We start from the raw sequence: 16,884 nt of genomic DNA, 5'->3' as shown, positions 1-16,884 counted from the left end.
GCTGCGCCTGTTTGATCGGTAGCCGTTTGAGAGGGCGGTCGGAGCTGCGTGCAGGGCGGACAGGCGGTGCCGTCCGGATGCCGAGTCGGCAGGGTGCCTCCGAGGCAGTGCGGATGCCGATATGCCTCAAGTGGCATGACGACGCCGGGGTGAAACTAAGAGGCTCTCACCGTAGCCGGCGAACCCGGCGAGTCCAGCTTGACGATTAACCCCGTCCGAGGCGTTCCGCCCGACCGGCCTGGCGATGGTGATGTTCCGGAGTCTGTCCGATTGCGCTAGGTCACATTCGGTGGTTGTCCCATGGCTGGCCGCTACTCTTGCTCCGTGTGTCTCATGCATAACTTTATGGCGTTTAAGCAGCTAAAAAACATGATCCTTGATCTCCTTGAAGATTGTGTGCGGCTCGGCATCTACATCAGGCGCTCCCCACGGACAGTGATGCAGTAGGGGATGCGACGAGGGGGCATGATGGGCGCGTTGATGGCGGGGCCGCTCTCCGATTACGGAGTGATGGTCTTGGCGCTTGCGGGTGCGGGCGTGATCGCGGGTCTGGTGCGGGCCTACATTGCGCACCGCACGCGGTTGCACGCGGAACGGGAGGCGTCGGCGCGTGCCGCGGCTCGCGCGACCGGCCTGATGGGGCTCGCGGAACGCCCCCGCGGCGTCGTGCGGATCGTGGAGCGTGATCGTGATGGGCACCGCGAGGTGGAGTTCGGGGGCCGCGAGCCGTTGAGTGGCCGCGAGGAGGCGGCGTGAGCGCGCTGGACGGCTCGGCGGCCCTGGCGTCGGAGCCAGGCGACGGTGAGGAGTCACAGCAGGCGGAGTCGGTTCGGCTCAAGAAGGAGCACGACGCCGAGTTCGGTGTCTTCTTCAATCAGAGCTACCACTCCGCGGAGCGCGTTCTCCGCGCCCGCTGCTGGGATCCGGAGATGCTCCGGGACGCTCTCCAAGAGGCCTATCTGGAGGGTCGGGTCCAGTGGGCGAAGATCCGGGAATACCGGGAACCCATCGCGTCAATCATCACCACCGCGCGGTACAAGATTCTCAAGGAGCAGGACCGGCGCCAGCGTGAAGCGGCGCCACTGCCCGATGAGGTGCCGGTGGGACCGCAATCCGACCTGGCGGATGCGTGGGAGGCCGAGGAACTGCTGCGTGGCTGGCTGCAGCAGCTCCCGCCGCGACATGCGGAGGTGTTCCAGATGTCGCGCGAAGGCTTCTCCAACCAGGAGATCGCCCGAGCCCTCGGCCTCACCGACAACAGCGTCCGTAGCTACAAGGTGGCTGCGAGGCAGCAGCTTCGTCAGTTGGCGGAGAGAGCCGGCTACACCGACGCGAAGAGCCGCCGTACGGGAGGTGCGCATGGACCTCGATGACATCCTCGCGCTGGCGGATACCCGGCAGCCCAGCCCACTCGAGCTCGCGCGGGCCCGCCGGGTCGGGCGGGCGGCGCAAGCCGCCTACGACCGTTCGCGCGCCGACGGCTACGAGATTCTCGCCGACACCGATCTGATCGACCCGCTGACGGCGGACATCGACGAGGCGGCGCGGGTCGAGCGGGCGGCACAGCGAGCGAAGCGGGGCACTATCACCTGGACGGCTGGGTCTGGCAAGACGACAGGCGTGGTGGATCTGATCGCGGGCCGGCTGAAATGGTCGGACGAGATGGCGATGATCTTCGGCTATGCGCCGGGAACACTAAACCTGACCGCGGACGCCCTGGTCAAGCTCATCCATCCGGCGGATCGAGTGGCGGTCCGGACGGCGGTCGGAACCGTCTGGGCCCAGCGTCGTCCGGGGGAGATCACCTTCCGGACGGTCCACCCCGGCGGCGCAGTCCGTCACGTGCACTGCCACATCGAGGTACTCACCACTGCCGGTGAGCCATCAGGACTCATCGCCACGGGACGCGATGTCACCATCCTCGAAATCGCCCGGCAGGAACGGCGCCGGCTCACTACCCGTAATGCGATGCTCTGCGCCGACCAGCGTGCCCGGGATCTGGTGACCGGGTTGCCGAACCGCGGTTACCTGACCGACGAGGTCGACCGCGCCCGCCGCATCACGCACGGCGCTGTGATCGTCGTGGCGACGCAGCCAGCCTCTCGTCTGTCCGCCGCCACTGGCGAACGGGATCATGAGGAGCTGACCTCAGATGTCGCGGCGCTGCTGCGCGAAGCAGTCGGCCCGGAGCTGACCTGCGGCCTGATCGCGCCTGGTCTGTGGGGTGTGCTCATGACCGGTCAGCACGCCGAGTCCGCTCACGCCATCGCGGTCAGGGCGGTCAGCGCCCTCCGAAGGCACCTGTTCACCGTCCGGCAGAAGGCACTACGCCTCGACGCCTGGGCAGGGGTGGCGCGTTTTGCCGGCGGCGTGCACGACACCGGATTCGATCTGTTCGCCGACGCCGAGCACGCGGCTCGAGAAGCACGCCGCCAAGGCCTCGCCGTCCACGCACTCGACCAGCCAGCCGACGGCACCGACCGGGAGAACCGTTGCAGATCCCAGGTTCTCCAGGCGGTCGCGACCGACGGGTTCGCTCTCTACGCACAGCCCATCGTCGACCTCGCGCTCAACCAGATCGCCCGCCACGAGATCCTACTCCGCGTCCGAGGAAGCAACGGCGACTTCATCGCCCCGTGGGCGTTCCTCGACATGGCTGAACGTGTTGGGGAGATCCTCGCCGTGGACAAGTGGGTCATCGATCATGCCTTGGAACTGATCGGCCAAGGCGCTCAGACCTCGCACTACCAGATCAATATCTCCGGGAAGTCGCTCGCCGATCCCGGCCTACTCGCCCACGTTACCGAGGCGATCCATCGGCACCGGGTGAAACCGGAGTGCCTGACGTTCGAGATCACCGAGACTGCTCTGATCGAGAACCGTAACGAGGCGCTGGCGTTCGCCACGGGCATCAGGGACATCGGCTGCCAGCTCGCGCTCGACGATTTCGGTACTGGCCATGCCGCCCTGGCGTATCTGAAGTACCTGCCGGTGGATCTGGTCAAGATCGACGGGGTGTTCGTCGTCGACATCTGCCAGTCGCCACCGGATCAAGCCATCGTGTCGACATTGGTCGAGCTATGCCACACGCTCGGCATTCGCGTCGCCGCCGAATGTGTCCAGGACGACGCAACCGTCACCCTGCTGAGGGAGTACGGCGTCGACTTCGCGCAGGGTTATCGGATGGGCCGGCCCGCACCGATCGTTGCCGGCCTGAAGAACGACAAGAACTCGATCGAGTTGGAGCTCCGGTTCCCGGAAAGCCACTCCGCCATGGGATAGGCGAATATGAGCGTTCGTCACCTTCTCGACGGGTGCGGGGAATCTTCTCGGGTGTGGGCGGGTCGGGATGGTGGGCCCGCCCTGCTTCGCGTGCTCACCCGGCTCAGGTGTGCTGGGCGGCGTTTCCGCGTGGAGATCGGCTCAGGATTGCCAGGCAGCGACCACATCGTCCGGCGTCCAAGCGACATCGACGGCGCCGTCCGGTAGGTCGGTGCCGGATCGGCTAACGGCGATCAACCCGGTTCGTTCCGGGTCGAAGCCTGGAACCTGAGCCGCGCCGTTCTGGAGTTGCCGGAGGTCGTGGGTGTCGAACGGCTTACCGATCCATTTCAGCGACCCGCAGAAACGGATCTGGGAAGCGATGGGTGCGGTGTCGGCGCCGACCAGGTCGATCTCGGGGTTGAACTGGCGATTCCACCAACCACCGACGACCTGGGTCTCCGGCCATGGCAGGGCACCGGTGATCGCGGCCTGTTCCAGCGAGGTGCGGATCAGGGGTTCGACCGCGCGGCCGCGCCAACTTGTCCAGCGGTTGGTGAACAGGGCGTAGCCGGCGTCGGGTCGGCCGCGCCGAGCCAGGTTGTGGACGTCGCGAAGGATGGCGAGGTAGAGGCGGAGGTTGGTGTCGGCGACTCGGTAGCGGGTCGGTTTGCCGCCGCCGGTCGACAGTGGCCGGTCGGCCGCCAGGATCTGTTTGTCCTCGGTTAGTTGCCTGAGCAGCGGAGATAGTGTGCCGGAGGGAACCTGGCCGCCCCGGCCGCCGGCGGTGCTGGCGATGTTGGCGAAGGCGCGAGTATCGCCGCCGGCTGCTTCGAGGACGCGGCGGGCGACGTCCGGGTTGGGGAATTCTGAGGCGAGAGATTGTTCGGGTACGGCGAACAGCGGTGAGGCCGGGTCGGCGCATTCGTCACGCAGGTGGTCGTCGGCGTTCGTTCCGGTCGGCCAGCGCAGCTGCCCCCACGGGCGGCGCCCGATGTTCTACAGTGGCCGCGAGATCAATGATCTTCGGTTGCGACTGGGGCGTGCGCACCGGCGAGTTTCTACGCCGTCACCCTGATACGGGGAGCCCCATGAGTCGTGCCCGTCCACCATTCCGTGCCCTCAGCCCGACATCGCTGCGCCGGTATTCGCCCGCGTACTTCCTGGCCCTTCTCGTCGTCGCCCTGCCGACGGTGATCGTGCGGCCGGCGTCCGCAGCGGAGCCGCGGCCGACCCCGCTGACCGCGCAGGTGGAGAAACTGGACAAGGCCGGTGGTGAGGTGGCCGGCCTGCCCCGCGGGCGCGTTCTCCCGCCGCCGGCGAAGCTGCCCGCGCCGGTCTGGCCGGGCGCCGGCAAGCCACTGCCGGTGCGCTGGGCGAAGCCTCAGCAGGCCACGGTGAGCGCGACGGTCGTGGACCGTTCGCAACTGCCTGCACAGTGGCGGGCGACGGTGGCGGCCCGCGTCAAGGGGTCGGCCGCCGGTACCGCCTCGGTCACCCTCGACTATTCCTCCTTCCGCAACGCGTACGGCGCCGACTGGTCCTCGCGGTTGCGGGCCTGGCGTCTGCCGGAGTGTGCACTGACCACACCGGGCCGCGCGGGCTGCGCTCCGGCACTGCTGCCGTCCCGCAACGACCCGGTGACCCAGCAGGTGACCGCCGAAGCCGCTGTCGCCGCCTCGGCGAGCACCCTGGTGGCGCTGGCGGCCGCGCCGGCCGGTGACGCCGGCGACTTCACGGCCACGCCCCTGGCCGCCTCCTCCACGTGGTCGGCCGGCGGTTCCACCGGCGACTTCTCCTGGAACTATCCGATCCGCACACCACCGGGCATCGGCGCCGCGCCTCCCTCGGTGGGGCTGGGGTACTCGTCCGGCAGTGTCGACGGACGGTCCTCGGCGTCGAACAACCAGCCGTCCTGGGTGGGCGAGGGCTTCGGCTACTCGGCCGGCTTCATCGAGCGTTCCTACGTGTCCTGCAATGACGACACCGCGGGCGACGACAACAACCCGACCTATACCGGTGACCAGTGCTGGCGGTCGGACAACGCGACGTTGTCGTTCGGCAGCAGCAGCACCGAATTGATTCACCAGGCCGGCAAGGGCTGGCACGGCCGGGCCGAGGACGGCTCGAAGTTCGAACTGCTGACCGGCGGCAGCAACGGCGACGACAACGGCGAGTACTGGAAACTCACCACGTCCGATGGCACCCAGCACTTCTTCGGGCTGAACAACCTGCCCGGCCAGAGCACGGCGACCGGTTCGGCGTGGACCGTGCCGGTCTACGGCAACCACGCGGGCGAACCCGGGCACGCCGGCACCTTCGCCGCCTCGCGCCGGACGCAGGCTTGGCGGTGGAACCTCGACTACTCGATCGACGCGCACGGCAACACCACGTCGTACTGGTACGACCGGGAGACGAACCAGTACGCGGCCGAAGGAACGAAGACCAGGACGATGTCGTACGTGCGCGGCGGCAACCTGGCGCGCATCGACTACGGCACGTGGGACCGGGGTTCGTCCGACCGGTCGGTGAAGGCGCCGGCCCAGGTCCTCTTCGAAACCGGTGATCGTTGCCTGTCGGACTGCTCGAACCACGACGGCGCACACTGGCCGGACACCCCGTGGGACCAGGAGTGTGCGGCTTCGGCGACGTCGTGTACGGACTTCTCGCCGACGTTCTGGACGACCAAACGGCTCGCGAAGGTCACCACGCGGGTGTGGGACACCACCAGGACGACGCCGGACTGGCAGGTCGTCGACTCGTATACGCTGAAGCACACCTTCCCGTCGCCGGGTGACGGGCAGCGGCCGGGTCTGTGGCTGGACTCGATCGTGCACGCCGGCCACGTCGGTGACACGGTGACGATGCCGCCGGTGTCCTTCGACCCGGTGGCGATGCCGAACCGGGTGCTGAGCAAGACGAACACCACGAACAACTGGCAGCGGATGGCCGCGATCCACACCGAGACCGGCGCCCTGATCCAGATCACCTATTCGCTGCCCGAGTGCTCGGCCGGGAACCTGCCGCGGTCACCGCACGACAACACCAGGCTCTGCTACCCGGTGGTCGGACCGGATCCATACTCCACCAGCGGCGGAACCCTCACCGAGTGGTGGCACAAGTACGTCGTCAGGCAGGTCACCGAGACCGACGTGCAATTGGCGGACGGCCATCAGTCGCCGACGAAGAACACCTTCTACACGTATGAGGGCGCACCGGCCTGGCATTACGCCGACGACAACGGCATGGGCAAGCCGAAGTACAAGACGTGGAACCAGTTCCGCGGATTCGCCGGCGTGCTGACCAAGGTCGGGGACAGCGCGCAGACCCTGACGAGGACGACGTATCTGCGCGGCATGCACGGCGACCGGCTGGCGCCCTCGGGCGGCACCCGCAGTGTGACGGTGCCCGCGTCGATGGGGTCGGAGACGGTCCATGACGACGATCAGTTCGCCGGCCTGGTCCGCGAGGAGGCGGTGTACAACGGGAGTCTGGACAAGCCGGTCGGCAAGACGGTGAACGTGCCGTGGCGGTCGGCGCCGCTGGCCTCGCGCACCATCAACGGCGACACGGCGGAGGCCCGCTTCACCGGGATCAAGACGACCTACACGGGTACGGCCCTGGGCGTCAACGGCGCCCGCGGCTGGCGGATCAGCAGCAGCACCAGCACGTTCGACGACACCTACGGTACGGCCCAGACGGTGCAGGAGAACGGTGATCTCGGCCGGACCGGCGACGAGAAGTGCACCACCAACACCTATCACCGCAACGCCGCCCGGAACCTGGTGAAGGCGACCAAGCGGGTGACGGTGACGACACGGCCGTGCGGCACCGCGCCGTCGAGCCGTGACCACGTGCTCTCCGACACCCTGTTCTACTACGACGCGGCGGACAACGCGGACACTCTGCCGGAGCGGGGCGACCTGACCCGTACCGACACCCTCAAGGACTGGACCGCGGCGACCGGGACCCTCTGGCTGGCCGGGAGCGCCAGAGCGACGTTCGACGCCTTCGGGCGGCAGACCACCGCCACCGACGTGCGGGGCAACACCACCTCGACAGAGTTCAGCCCGGCCGGCTCCCTGGCCACCGGCCGGGTCGACCGGACCGCGACGAATTGGACCACCACCACGACCATCAACCCGGCGTGGGGCAGTTCGGTGCGCGTCACCGACATGAACAGCCGGGTCAGCGAGGGCGCCTACGACGCGCTCGGCCGGACCACCCATGTGTGGAACAGCAGGTGGACCCGTGCCGACCACCCGGATCAGCCGGCCATCCGATTCACCTACCACTACAGCGCGACACGCAGCGGATATCCGTATGTGAAGACCGAGACGATCAACGCGGGTGGCGGCATCGACGTCTCGTACGAGATCTTCGACGGATTCCTCCGGCCGCGGCAGACCCAGAAGGCCGCCGTCGGTGGCGGGCGGGTGGTCGCCGACAAGATCTACGACGCGCACGGCCGGATCGGCATGGAGTTCGCGGCGCACGCCGAACCCGGTGGCCCGTCGGGCACGCTGTGGTGGGAGCCGGAGTGGTCGGTGCCGACCCAGGCGGTCAACGTCTATGACCGGGCGGGCCGGGTCACCGATGCGATCTTCCGGTCCGGTGACGGCGTCACCAACCTCGTGGAAAAGTGGCGTACCCGCACCGGCTACGAGGGTGACCGCGTGACGACGGTGCCACCGGCCGGGGGCGCCACGCAGACCGCGCTGGTCGACGTGCAGGGCCGCACCACCGAACTGTGGCAGTACACCACGCCGTCGGGAACCGCGGGGCCGTACGAGCGCACGGTGTACCACTTCAACAGCAAGGACCAGCTTTCCTCCGTGGTGGACCCGGGGGAGAACAGGTGGACCTATCTGTACGACATGAGCGGTCGCAAGGTCGAGACGAAGGACCCCGACAAGGGGCGGACCAGGACCGACTTCAACGACGCCGGTGACGTCGTCAGAACGACCGACGCCCGGAACGAGGTGCTGGTCTACACGTACGACTCGATGGGCCGCAAGGTGGCGGTCCACGACGACGAGGCCGTCCCGGGAAAGATCCGGGCGGAGTGGAAGTACGACAAGCTCTACACCGGAGTCACGGTGCGCGGCCAGCTCACCGAGAAGATCCGGTACGACAACGGCAACGCGTACAAGTGGCAGGCCCGGGGTTTCACCAGCGACTACCGGCTCACCGGTGAACACTGGGTGATCCCGGAGGCGGAGACCGGCCTGGCCGGCACCTACATCTACGGGCACTCCTACTCGCCCTACAACGGCGCGGAGACCAGCCTCAGCCACCCGGACGCCGGAGGGAACGCCGGCGAACAGGTGACCACCGCCTACGACCGGGTGTCCGGCCTGCCCACCAGTCTCACCTCGGCCTGGTCGACGGTGGGGACCTACGTGGCGGGACAGGAGTACAGCGCCTACGGCGAGCCGACGATTACCACCATGAAGATCGCCGGCGGGGTGTATGCCCAGCAGGCGATTTCCTACGAGACCGACACACGCCGGATGCGGGGGTTCAAGGTCAAGCCGGAGACCGCCGCCGGCACCGTGTCCGAACGCGGCTACACCTGGGACCCGGCCGGCAACCTGACATCGATCGCCGACACCCCGCAGGTGGGTCCGGCCGACACTCAGTGCTTCCGGTTCGACGTGCTCCGGCGGCTCACCTCGGCCTGGACTCCGAAGGCCGGCGTGTCCTGCGCCGCTGCACCGTCGGTGGCCGGCCTGGGTGGCGCGGCGCCGTACTGGCTGGACTGGGCCTTCGACAAGCTCGGCAACCGTACACAGGAGGTGTCGCACGCCGCGGCCGGCGACACCGTCAGGGACTACGCGGTGCCACCGTCCGGAGCCGACAAGGTGCGGCCGCACGCGGTCACCGCAATGACCACCACCGTGCCCGGCGGCACCGCCGGCACGATCGGCTACGAGTACGACGCCACCGGCAACATGACGATGCGGGGCGGTCAGGAACTGGAGTGGGACTCCGAGGGCAAGCCGGTCGTGCTCAAGGAGAACGGGCAGACCACCACCAGCCTGTACGACGCCGACGGCACCCGCCTGCTGCGCCGGGACTCGTCCGGCACGACCCTGTTCCTGCCCGGGAACGAGATCCGTAAGACCGCGGTCGCGGTGACCGGCACGCGCTTCTACACCTTCGGTGGCCGGACGGTCGCGTCACGGACCAACGTCGCGCAGAGCCTCACCTGGCTCTTCGACGACCACCAGGGCACCCAGCAGGTGGCCGTCAACGCGTACACCCAGCGCGTCGACATCCGCCGGCAGACGCCCTACGGCGGGGAGCGCGGTACCAACCCGATCTGGCCCACCAACAAGGGATTCGTCGGCGGTGACAACGACCCGAGTGGCCTGGTCCACATCGGAGCGCGATTGTACGACCCGGTCCTGGGGCGCTTCATCTCGGTGGATCCGGTACAGGACCTCAACGATCCGCAGCAGTGGAATGCCTACGCGTACGGCCACAACAACCCGATCACCTCGTCCGACCCGACCGGCATGTTCGACCCGTTCTGGCTCATCAGTCTGGTCGTGGCCATCACCAGGGGCGTGACCGCCCTTATCAACGGCGGCGGCGCCGGCAACGGTGGTGGCCGCCGTAGAAGCGGTGGCCGCGGCGGTTCGTCCGGTGGCGGTTCGTCCGGTGAGAGAGCGTCCGGCGGCGGTTCGTCCGGCGGCGGGTCCGTGGCCGGTGGAGTGGCCGGATTCGTGGTCGACAAGTTCGCGAATCTGATGAAGCAGAACGTCAGCTGCTTCATGGGCATCTGCGGCCCGGTCGGCGACCGCATCTCCGAGGATCTGGACTTCAGTCAGGAGATCGGGGACGCCTGGGGGAAGTACGACGAGTTCATGGACAACAACGTCTTCGAGCCGCTGATCACTTTCGGTGGAAGTGTGGCCGACGGCATCGTCGCAGAGGCCCGGGCGCTCTGGCTGACTCCGAAGGAACAGTCCGACATGGTAGGAAGCGCGGTGAAGGACCTGGTGGAGGTCACCGGTGGTACATGCCACGAAGAAGGAGGCATGACCGTCTGCGCGGAAAACGCGAAGAACCCCCTCGGGGATCTGCTCGGTCAAGCCGGAGGTACCACCTACGGCGGCACTTTCGTCACCACCGACCGAACCAACATGAAGGGCAAGAGAGAAAAGACCAAGGCGGAACGCGACGCACTCTTCGCTCACGAGCGCTACCACAAGGAGAAGCAGTGGGAGAAGCAAGGGTTCCTGTTCGCGATCAGGTACCACACCTTGGGCTGGCTGAAAGCGGAGGACGGTTGCAACTACTACGAGATAGAGGCCGAGATCAAAACCATGCCGGAGGGAACGGCATGGAACGGGCAGAACGGCGGTGGCAGCTACGTATGCGTAGCTGAATAGGACTCCTGGACGGGAGGGTGCCGGCCGGAGGAGCCGGCACCCCCGCCGAATGCGATGTGAGAAATGGAGGAACCGTGGTGAGTCGATCGGGACCGTCCGTCCGGCGTGTGCTGGGTGCGGCGATGGCACTGGTGGCCGCGGCCGCGTCGGCCGGATGCATCGGCCAGTCGGAGCCGGTCGATGACTACTTGATCGGTCTCGCGAAGATCGGTGACACCTATCATGTGTTCGTTCCGTTGTGCCCTGGTCAGAAGGTGGTCGGCCTGACTGTTCGCGACGGTGAATCCGGGCAGTCGCCGGCCGCCGGTCAGCCGCGGGTGTGGTGGCAGGCCGGCGGGCCGCGCTCCGTCACCGGGCCGGGCGAGTTCCTCGCGCTGGGTGCCGACGAGCCGTTCACCGATGTGCCGGTGCGGGCCGGCAGCGATCCGGCCCGCCCGGTGCTGCCGGAGGACTTCGTCAGCGAGGTGGACATCGTCGACCTGACCGGCGGAACCGACCGCAAGGGGTTCGTCTTCACCGCATCGGAGGCGCCCGTCCACCCGGCCGGGACCGATCCGCGCACCGTCCGTTACTTCACAAGCGGGGAGCCTCTGGCGCCCGACGCGATCCGCGACGCGTCGGGCTGTCCACTCAGCAACGGCAAGCCACCGCCGTCGCCCGGCGCCACGGCCCCCGGCCAGCAGCCCGGCTCGTCGGTGCGGGCGGGCGCCGCCGGGCGGGTCGAGCGAGCCCTGCTGGATGCGGACGAGATCCACGGCAGGAAGATGACCGGCCCGCCGTCGCCCTACACCGACGACCTGGCCTCCTCGGTATGCGGCAACGATGCGGCGAAGGGCGCCTACAGCAGCGCTTTCGGCCGCCAGCGGCAGTGGTGGGGCGGTGAGCGTTTCGTGATCCAGTTCGCCGGTGCGTTCGGCGCGGTCACCGCGGCCGAGGCGGTGGCACAGGTCGAAGGTGTCCTCACCTGCGAGAAGTACAGGGACCTCGGCGATCACACCGGCGTCCACAGTGTCCCGCTGCCGCCCCTGCCATCGGTGGATCGCCAGTTGATGTTCTGTGATCGGGTGGACAGGTTCGGCGACGAACTCCGAACCTGCACCGTGCTGCTGGCAGAGGGAGACGTGCTGACCCGGCTGATCGTCGAGGCCGACACCGAGGAGGAGGCCATCCGGATCGCGGGCGACGTCGCCGCCCGCGCCGGGGCCGCGTTGCAACCGGTCGGCTGATCTCCGTTCCCGAATAGCAATTCAGTTCTCTGACACTGCTGGTGAATTGCCTCCAGCGGTGTGGCAGACGACGTCCCCGTTCACCATTGTCAAATTGCGAGACTTGGAGAATTCATGCTCGACCGGCCACCGCCAAGACATAGACATCTGCTGCGCGCTTTCATGGCTTTTCTGACCGTTTCGACGCTTGCCGCCGCGGTATCGCAGACAAATGCGGAATCGGCTGCCGCCGTACCCGCGGCGAATGCCGTTCCGGCCGTCGCCGCCGCGGTGAATGCCGCGAAGGACAGCGGTAAGCGGGTGGAGGTGCTGTCCGAGCGGACCGAGTTCGTCCAGGTGTTCGCCGAGCCGACCGGCCGTCTGACGTACGAGGCCGCGGCCGTGCCGCAGCGGGTCCGCCGCGACAACGGTTCGTGGGCCGACGTCGACGTCCGGCTTTCCGAGGCCGGAGGAACGCTGCGCCCGGCGGCCACGCTGGCGGACGTGCGATTCTCCGGCGGTGGCACGGGCCCGCTGGTCACGTTGGTGAGGGGCGGGAAGACGTTCACGCTGACCTGGCCGTACGGCCCGCTGCCGGTGCCGGATCTGAAGGACCCCGCCGGTGACCGGCAGGCCGCCACCTACCGCGAGGTGCTGTCCGGTGTGGACCTGACGGTACGCGCCACGCCGACCGGGTTCACTCACGTCCTGGTCGTCAAGGACGCCACCGCGGCGGCGAATCCGAAGGTGCGGGAGGTCCGTTTCGCCCTCGGCGGTGACGCGCAGGCGCGCCGCCTGCCGGACGGCTCCCTGCAGGCGGTCGCCGGGTCGGCGGTGCTCGCCTCCGCGGCCGTGCCGCAGATGTGGGACTCCCGCGACAGCGTCGCCCGGAAGGGCGCCACCTCCGGCAAGGACGCGCCGGTTCCACGGGCCAACGTCAGGTCGTCCCACCATGGTCCCGGTGACCTGGCCAGGACCGCGCCGCTCGGCTCCGAGGTGACACCCGGCGGCAGCCTGCTGCTGCGTCCGGACGTGGGCCTGCTGGGCGCCGGCGCGACGTTCCCGGTTTTCATCGATCCGGCGTGGAGCACCGAGGACTCGCGATGGGCGTACTCCACGCAGAACAACACCAACAACACCGACACCTCGGTGGCCCGGGTCGGCAAGGATCCCGACGGCCGGCTCTACCGGTCGTTCTTCGAGTTCCCGATCAAGGCGCTCGCGGGGGCCCATGTGGAGGACGCGTACGTGCAGATGAAGGTGGATCACACCTGGTCGTGCACGAACACGCCGAACAGCATGCACCAGGCGGGCTCGTTCACCACGCCGCGCAACGCCTGGAAGTCCGGAGTGGGCACCTACATGGCCACGGTGTCGTCGCACGCCAACGAGGGCGACGGCTGCAGCGACTCCCCGCAGCCCGACATGACCGTCAACTTCAACACCAACGCGGTCACCACGCTGGTCGGCAACCTCGCGAAGAAGGGCACCGCGTCGGTCGGCTTCGTGTTCACCGCCCATGACGCCCAGGGTGAGTCGGAGTCCGACGGCGCGCGCTGGAAGAAGTACTTCCCGGGCAGCGCCAAACTCATCGTCGACAAGGACGCCATCCCCACGCCGCCCGACCGGCTCAAGGTCAGTGGCGTCGACTGCAACGCGACCGACGACATCCACATCGGCACCACCACACCGGACTTCTCGGCCGTGCTGGGTGACGCCGACGGCACCTCCCAGACGCTGAAGGCCACGTGGACGCTGGTGGAGGCGCCCAGGGACGGGCCCGTGGCCGGCGTGCCGGGGCCCGGCGTGAACTACGCCACCGCCGGCAGCCGCGCGACCAGCGGGCGGGCCCCGGCGATCACCGACGGGAAGAGATACGCGTTCAAGGTCTTCAGTACCGATCCCTCGCCGTACCACCAGCAGAGCAAGGATTCGGCGTGGTGCTTCTTCGTCGTGGACCTCGGAGCCCCGCAGGTCTCGGTCGCCGTGGTGCAGACGCCGCCGGGACCGGGTGCGCCGGCGACGTTCAGGTTGTCCTCGCCCGACACGGACGTGCGGGTGTTCCGGTACGGCTGGGGCGAGGCCGGCATCCACGAGGTCGCGGCGGCGTCCGTGGCGGGTGGCAAGGAGGCCGTCGTCAAGCTCAATGCCGAGAAGTACGGCTTGGCGATCATGTACGGGCAGGCGATCGACGCCACGAACAACAAGGGTTACGCCTCGACCGGTATCACCGTGCCACGTCCGTCGCCGGCGCTGGCTCGCTGGGGCCTGGAGAGGCGGCCCGGCACGGCCGAGGCGGACGCCATGGCCGACCGGCAACCGGGTCTCGCCGGTGACAACGTCCTGACCGCCGCCGGTACCTCGTGGGCCGACAAGGGCCGGTTGGCCGACACGCGCAACCTCCACTTCGCCGGCGCCGGCTCGGTGACGACCCCCCGCCTGACCGAGACGACGGGCAACTATTCGGTGGCGGCGTGGGCCCGGCTGGACAACGTCACCGGCGCGCAGACACTGGTGTCGCAGGACGGTGCGAACACCGCCAACTTCCAGCTGCAGTTCCGGCCCGAGGACGTGGACGGCGACGGCACCACGGACCCGAGCTGGTGCTTCGGGGTGCGTCCCACCGACGAGGCGTCCAGTGGAGGCATCACGTCGGCGTGCGCGATCGACAGCGCGGTCGCCGGCCGGTGGAACCATGTGGCCGGCAGCTACGACGCCACCAGCAGGAAGCTGGGGATCTGGGTCGACGGCGTACTCAAGGCGGAGGTCGCCGCACCCGCGACGTGGAGCGCCGGCGGAGCGCTGCGCATCGGCAGCCGCAGGATGACCGCCTCGGGCTACGGCGAGTATCTGTACGGCAGCGTCGCGGACGTGCAGGTCTACAACCGTGCGTTCGTCCGTGACGACTTCACCGGCAAGCCGGCGAGCGACCCGGATTCCGGCGGATTCGACGAGCCCAGCATCATGTCGCCGGTCACGGTGGGCCGCTGGGACTTCGACGCCGCCGCCCCCTGCTACGAGTCCGGGACGGCGGACATGTGCGAGGCGCCGGGCGCCGGCACCGGCTGGGGCCGCCGGCTGACCCTGAGCCAGGGCACCAGCAACTTCGGTGGCGGGGCGAACTGGACCGCCGCCTCGCTGGACCTCGACGAGACCCATTTCGCCGACGATCCGGCCGATCCGCACTATCGGGAGACGACCCGCGAGTACGGCTGGGCGCAGCGCAACACCGCGGCGGCGGGGCAGCCCGCCGTCTGGCAGGACGCCCCTGTCCTGCGCACCGATCAGTCGTTCTCCGTCTCGGTGTGGGTCCAGCCGGCGAAACACGACGCCGTGATGACCGCCGTGGCGCAGCGTGGCGGCAAGCAGTCGGCGTTCTACCTCGGCACGCGCCCGTCGACGGTCGGCGGTGTGACCGGAACCCGGTTCGAGGTGGCGTTCCCCAGCGCCGACCAGGACGTCGGTGAGCAGGTCTCGCACCTGATCGCCCCGCGGGTCCTGACCGCCGACGACACCAGCGACTGGTTCCGCCTCAGATTCGAGTACAACGCGGCGAGCGCTGTCCAGCTGCGGCTGTACGTCAACGACGAGCTGGCCGCGGCCCGCGCGGGTGTGCTGTGGCACGCACCCGGCGCGTTCACCGTCGGCCGTGCCTGGAGCACCCCGGACGGTCAGGCCGGTGCCTACGGCGAGCAGTGGTTCGGCAACATCGACGAGATCGAGGTTCGGCAGGGCGTGACCGGCGACGACTGGGTCACCGACAACGTCGCCGGTTTCGCCACCGGTACGGAGTCCGGCCAGCCGGGACTCACCTGGCAGAGCACCATCGCCCGGGGCCCCGGTCATGGCGCCGACTCCGGCATCGGCGGTGTCTGCTGCGCACTGACCGGTGCGGAGCTGGTGCCCACCCACGACGCCCCGCCGGGTCCGCGCGGGGGCACCGGTGCGGTGATGTACTCGGGCAAGGACGACAGCACGACCCGGTCGTACGCCTACGCCAAGGCCTACGACCTGCGGCACCTCAAGCTCCAGCCGGAGTCCGTGCTGTCGTATCTCATCTATCCGCAGAGCACCGCGGCCACCACGATGGTCAGCGGGACCAACAGCACCTGCGTCGCCGTGGACGTCGTCTTCACCGACGGCACGAACGTGCGCGACAGCGGTGTCGCCGATCAGAACGGTAACCGGGCCCACCCGGCGTACCAGTGCGGCAAGCTCACCATGGACACCTGGAACGAGGTGATCGTCCCGATCGGCCGGATCGCCGCCGGCAAGCAGATCGACGCGCTGGACATCGGGTACGACCAGCCGTCGAACACCGGTGGCTACCGCGGCTTCGTCGACGACATCCGCATCACCGACGCGGTCTGGACCCCGCCGCTGTTCGCCAATGGCGTGGAGCCCGGCGAGCCCGGCCTGAACTGGCTCAACAGCGTCTCCGCGGGAAGTCCTCGAGGAGGCATCGCCAATGTGATCGGTGTGTGCTGCGCACTGACCGGCCCGGAACTGTTCACGACCGGCGGATCCCCGGCGGGCGCCTACAACGGCAGCAACTCGGTCCTGTATTCCGGGAAGGACAACAGCACGCAGAGTTCGTTCGCCTACACCAGGGCGTTCCAGCTGACCGGCGTGAAAGTCTCACCGTCCACCCGGCTCACCTACCGCATCTACCCGCAGAGCACCGCGACCAGCCCCATGGTCAGTGGCGGCAACAGCACGTGCGTCGCGCTGGATCTGATCTTCACCGATCCGCTCAGCGGCACGCAGACCAACCTGCGGGACCGGGGTGCCACCGACCAGCACGGTCGCCGGATCCACCCGGCCGGGCAGTGCGGCAAGCTGGCGATGGACACCTGGAACGAGGTCGTGGTCCCACTCGGCGGGGCGGCGACAGGCAAGGAGATCAGTCAGATCGACGTCGGCTACGACCAGCCCGGGAACACCGGCGGCTATCGGGGCTTCATCGACGACATCCGTATCACCGACTGATCACCTGCCGGCCCGCCCGGATCGTCTCG

General features: G+C 68.5%; 7 protein-coding genes. All 7 read left to right on the top strand.

Translation table 11 applies throughout. From position 1 onward, the window contains the following. Positions 1-465: 465 nt before the first annotated feature. The 7 genes from AB0G04_RS12550 (at position 466) to AB0G04_RS12520 (ending at position 16,855) form a co-directional block, all read left to right on the top strand. Positions 466-756, top strand: coding sequence for a hypothetical protein (locus tag AB0G04_RS12550; protein WP_360981080.1), 291 nt, complete (start codon positions 466-468; stop codon positions 754-756). Continuing rightward, positions 753-1,373 (top strand): RNA polymerase sigma factor, encoded by a 621-nt coding sequence (locus tag AB0G04_RS12545; protein WP_360981076.1) that lies wholly within the window; start codon positions 753-755, stop codon positions 1,371-1,373. Before AB0G04_RS12550 ends, AB0G04_RS12545 begins: the two co-directional genes overlap by 4 nt. Beyond that, on the top strand, positions 1,360-3,282 hold the full coding sequence (locus AB0G04_RS12540) for an EAL domain-containing protein (protein ID WP_360981073.1): 1,923 nt from the start codon (positions 1,360-1,362) through the stop codon (positions 3,280-3,282). The genes AB0G04_RS12545 and AB0G04_RS12540 overlap by 14 nt, the downstream gene beginning before the upstream one ends. A gap of 300 nt (positions 3,283-3,582) precedes the next feature. Continuing rightward, the gene (locus tag AB0G04_RS12535; protein WP_360981070.1) at positions 3,583-3,990 is read left to right on the top strand and encodes a hypothetical protein; all 408 of its coding nucleotides are present in this window, start codon (positions 3,583-3,585) and stop codon (positions 3,988-3,990) included. A gap of 362 nt (positions 3,991-4,352) precedes the next feature. Continuing rightward, positions 4,353-10,661, top strand: a complete 6,309-nt coding sequence (locus tag AB0G04_RS12530; RefSeq protein WP_360981067.1) for an RHS repeat-associated core domain-containing protein — start codon at positions 4,353-4,355, stop codon at positions 10,659-10,661. A gap of 74 nt (positions 10,662-10,735) precedes the next feature. Then, the gene (locus tag AB0G04_RS12525) at positions 10,736-11,887 is read left to right on the top strand and encodes a hypothetical protein (RefSeq protein WP_360981064.1); all 1,152 of its coding nucleotides are present in this window, start codon (positions 10,736-10,738) and stop codon (positions 11,885-11,887) included. A 162-nt stretch (positions 11,888-12,049) separates the two neighbouring features. Beyond that, positions 12,050-16,855, top strand: coding sequence for a LamG domain-containing protein (locus tag AB0G04_RS12520; RefSeq protein WP_360981061.1), 4,806 nt, complete (start codon positions 12,050-12,052; stop codon positions 16,853-16,855). Positions 16,856-16,884 lie beyond the last annotated feature (29 nt).

This window comes from Actinoplanes sp. NPDC023801 (genome assembly GCF_040639655.1).
GTDB lineage: Bacteria > Actinomycetota > Actinomycetes > Mycobacteriales > Micromonosporaceae > Actinoplanes.
This window is presented reverse-complemented; position numbering and strand designations above follow the sequence as displayed.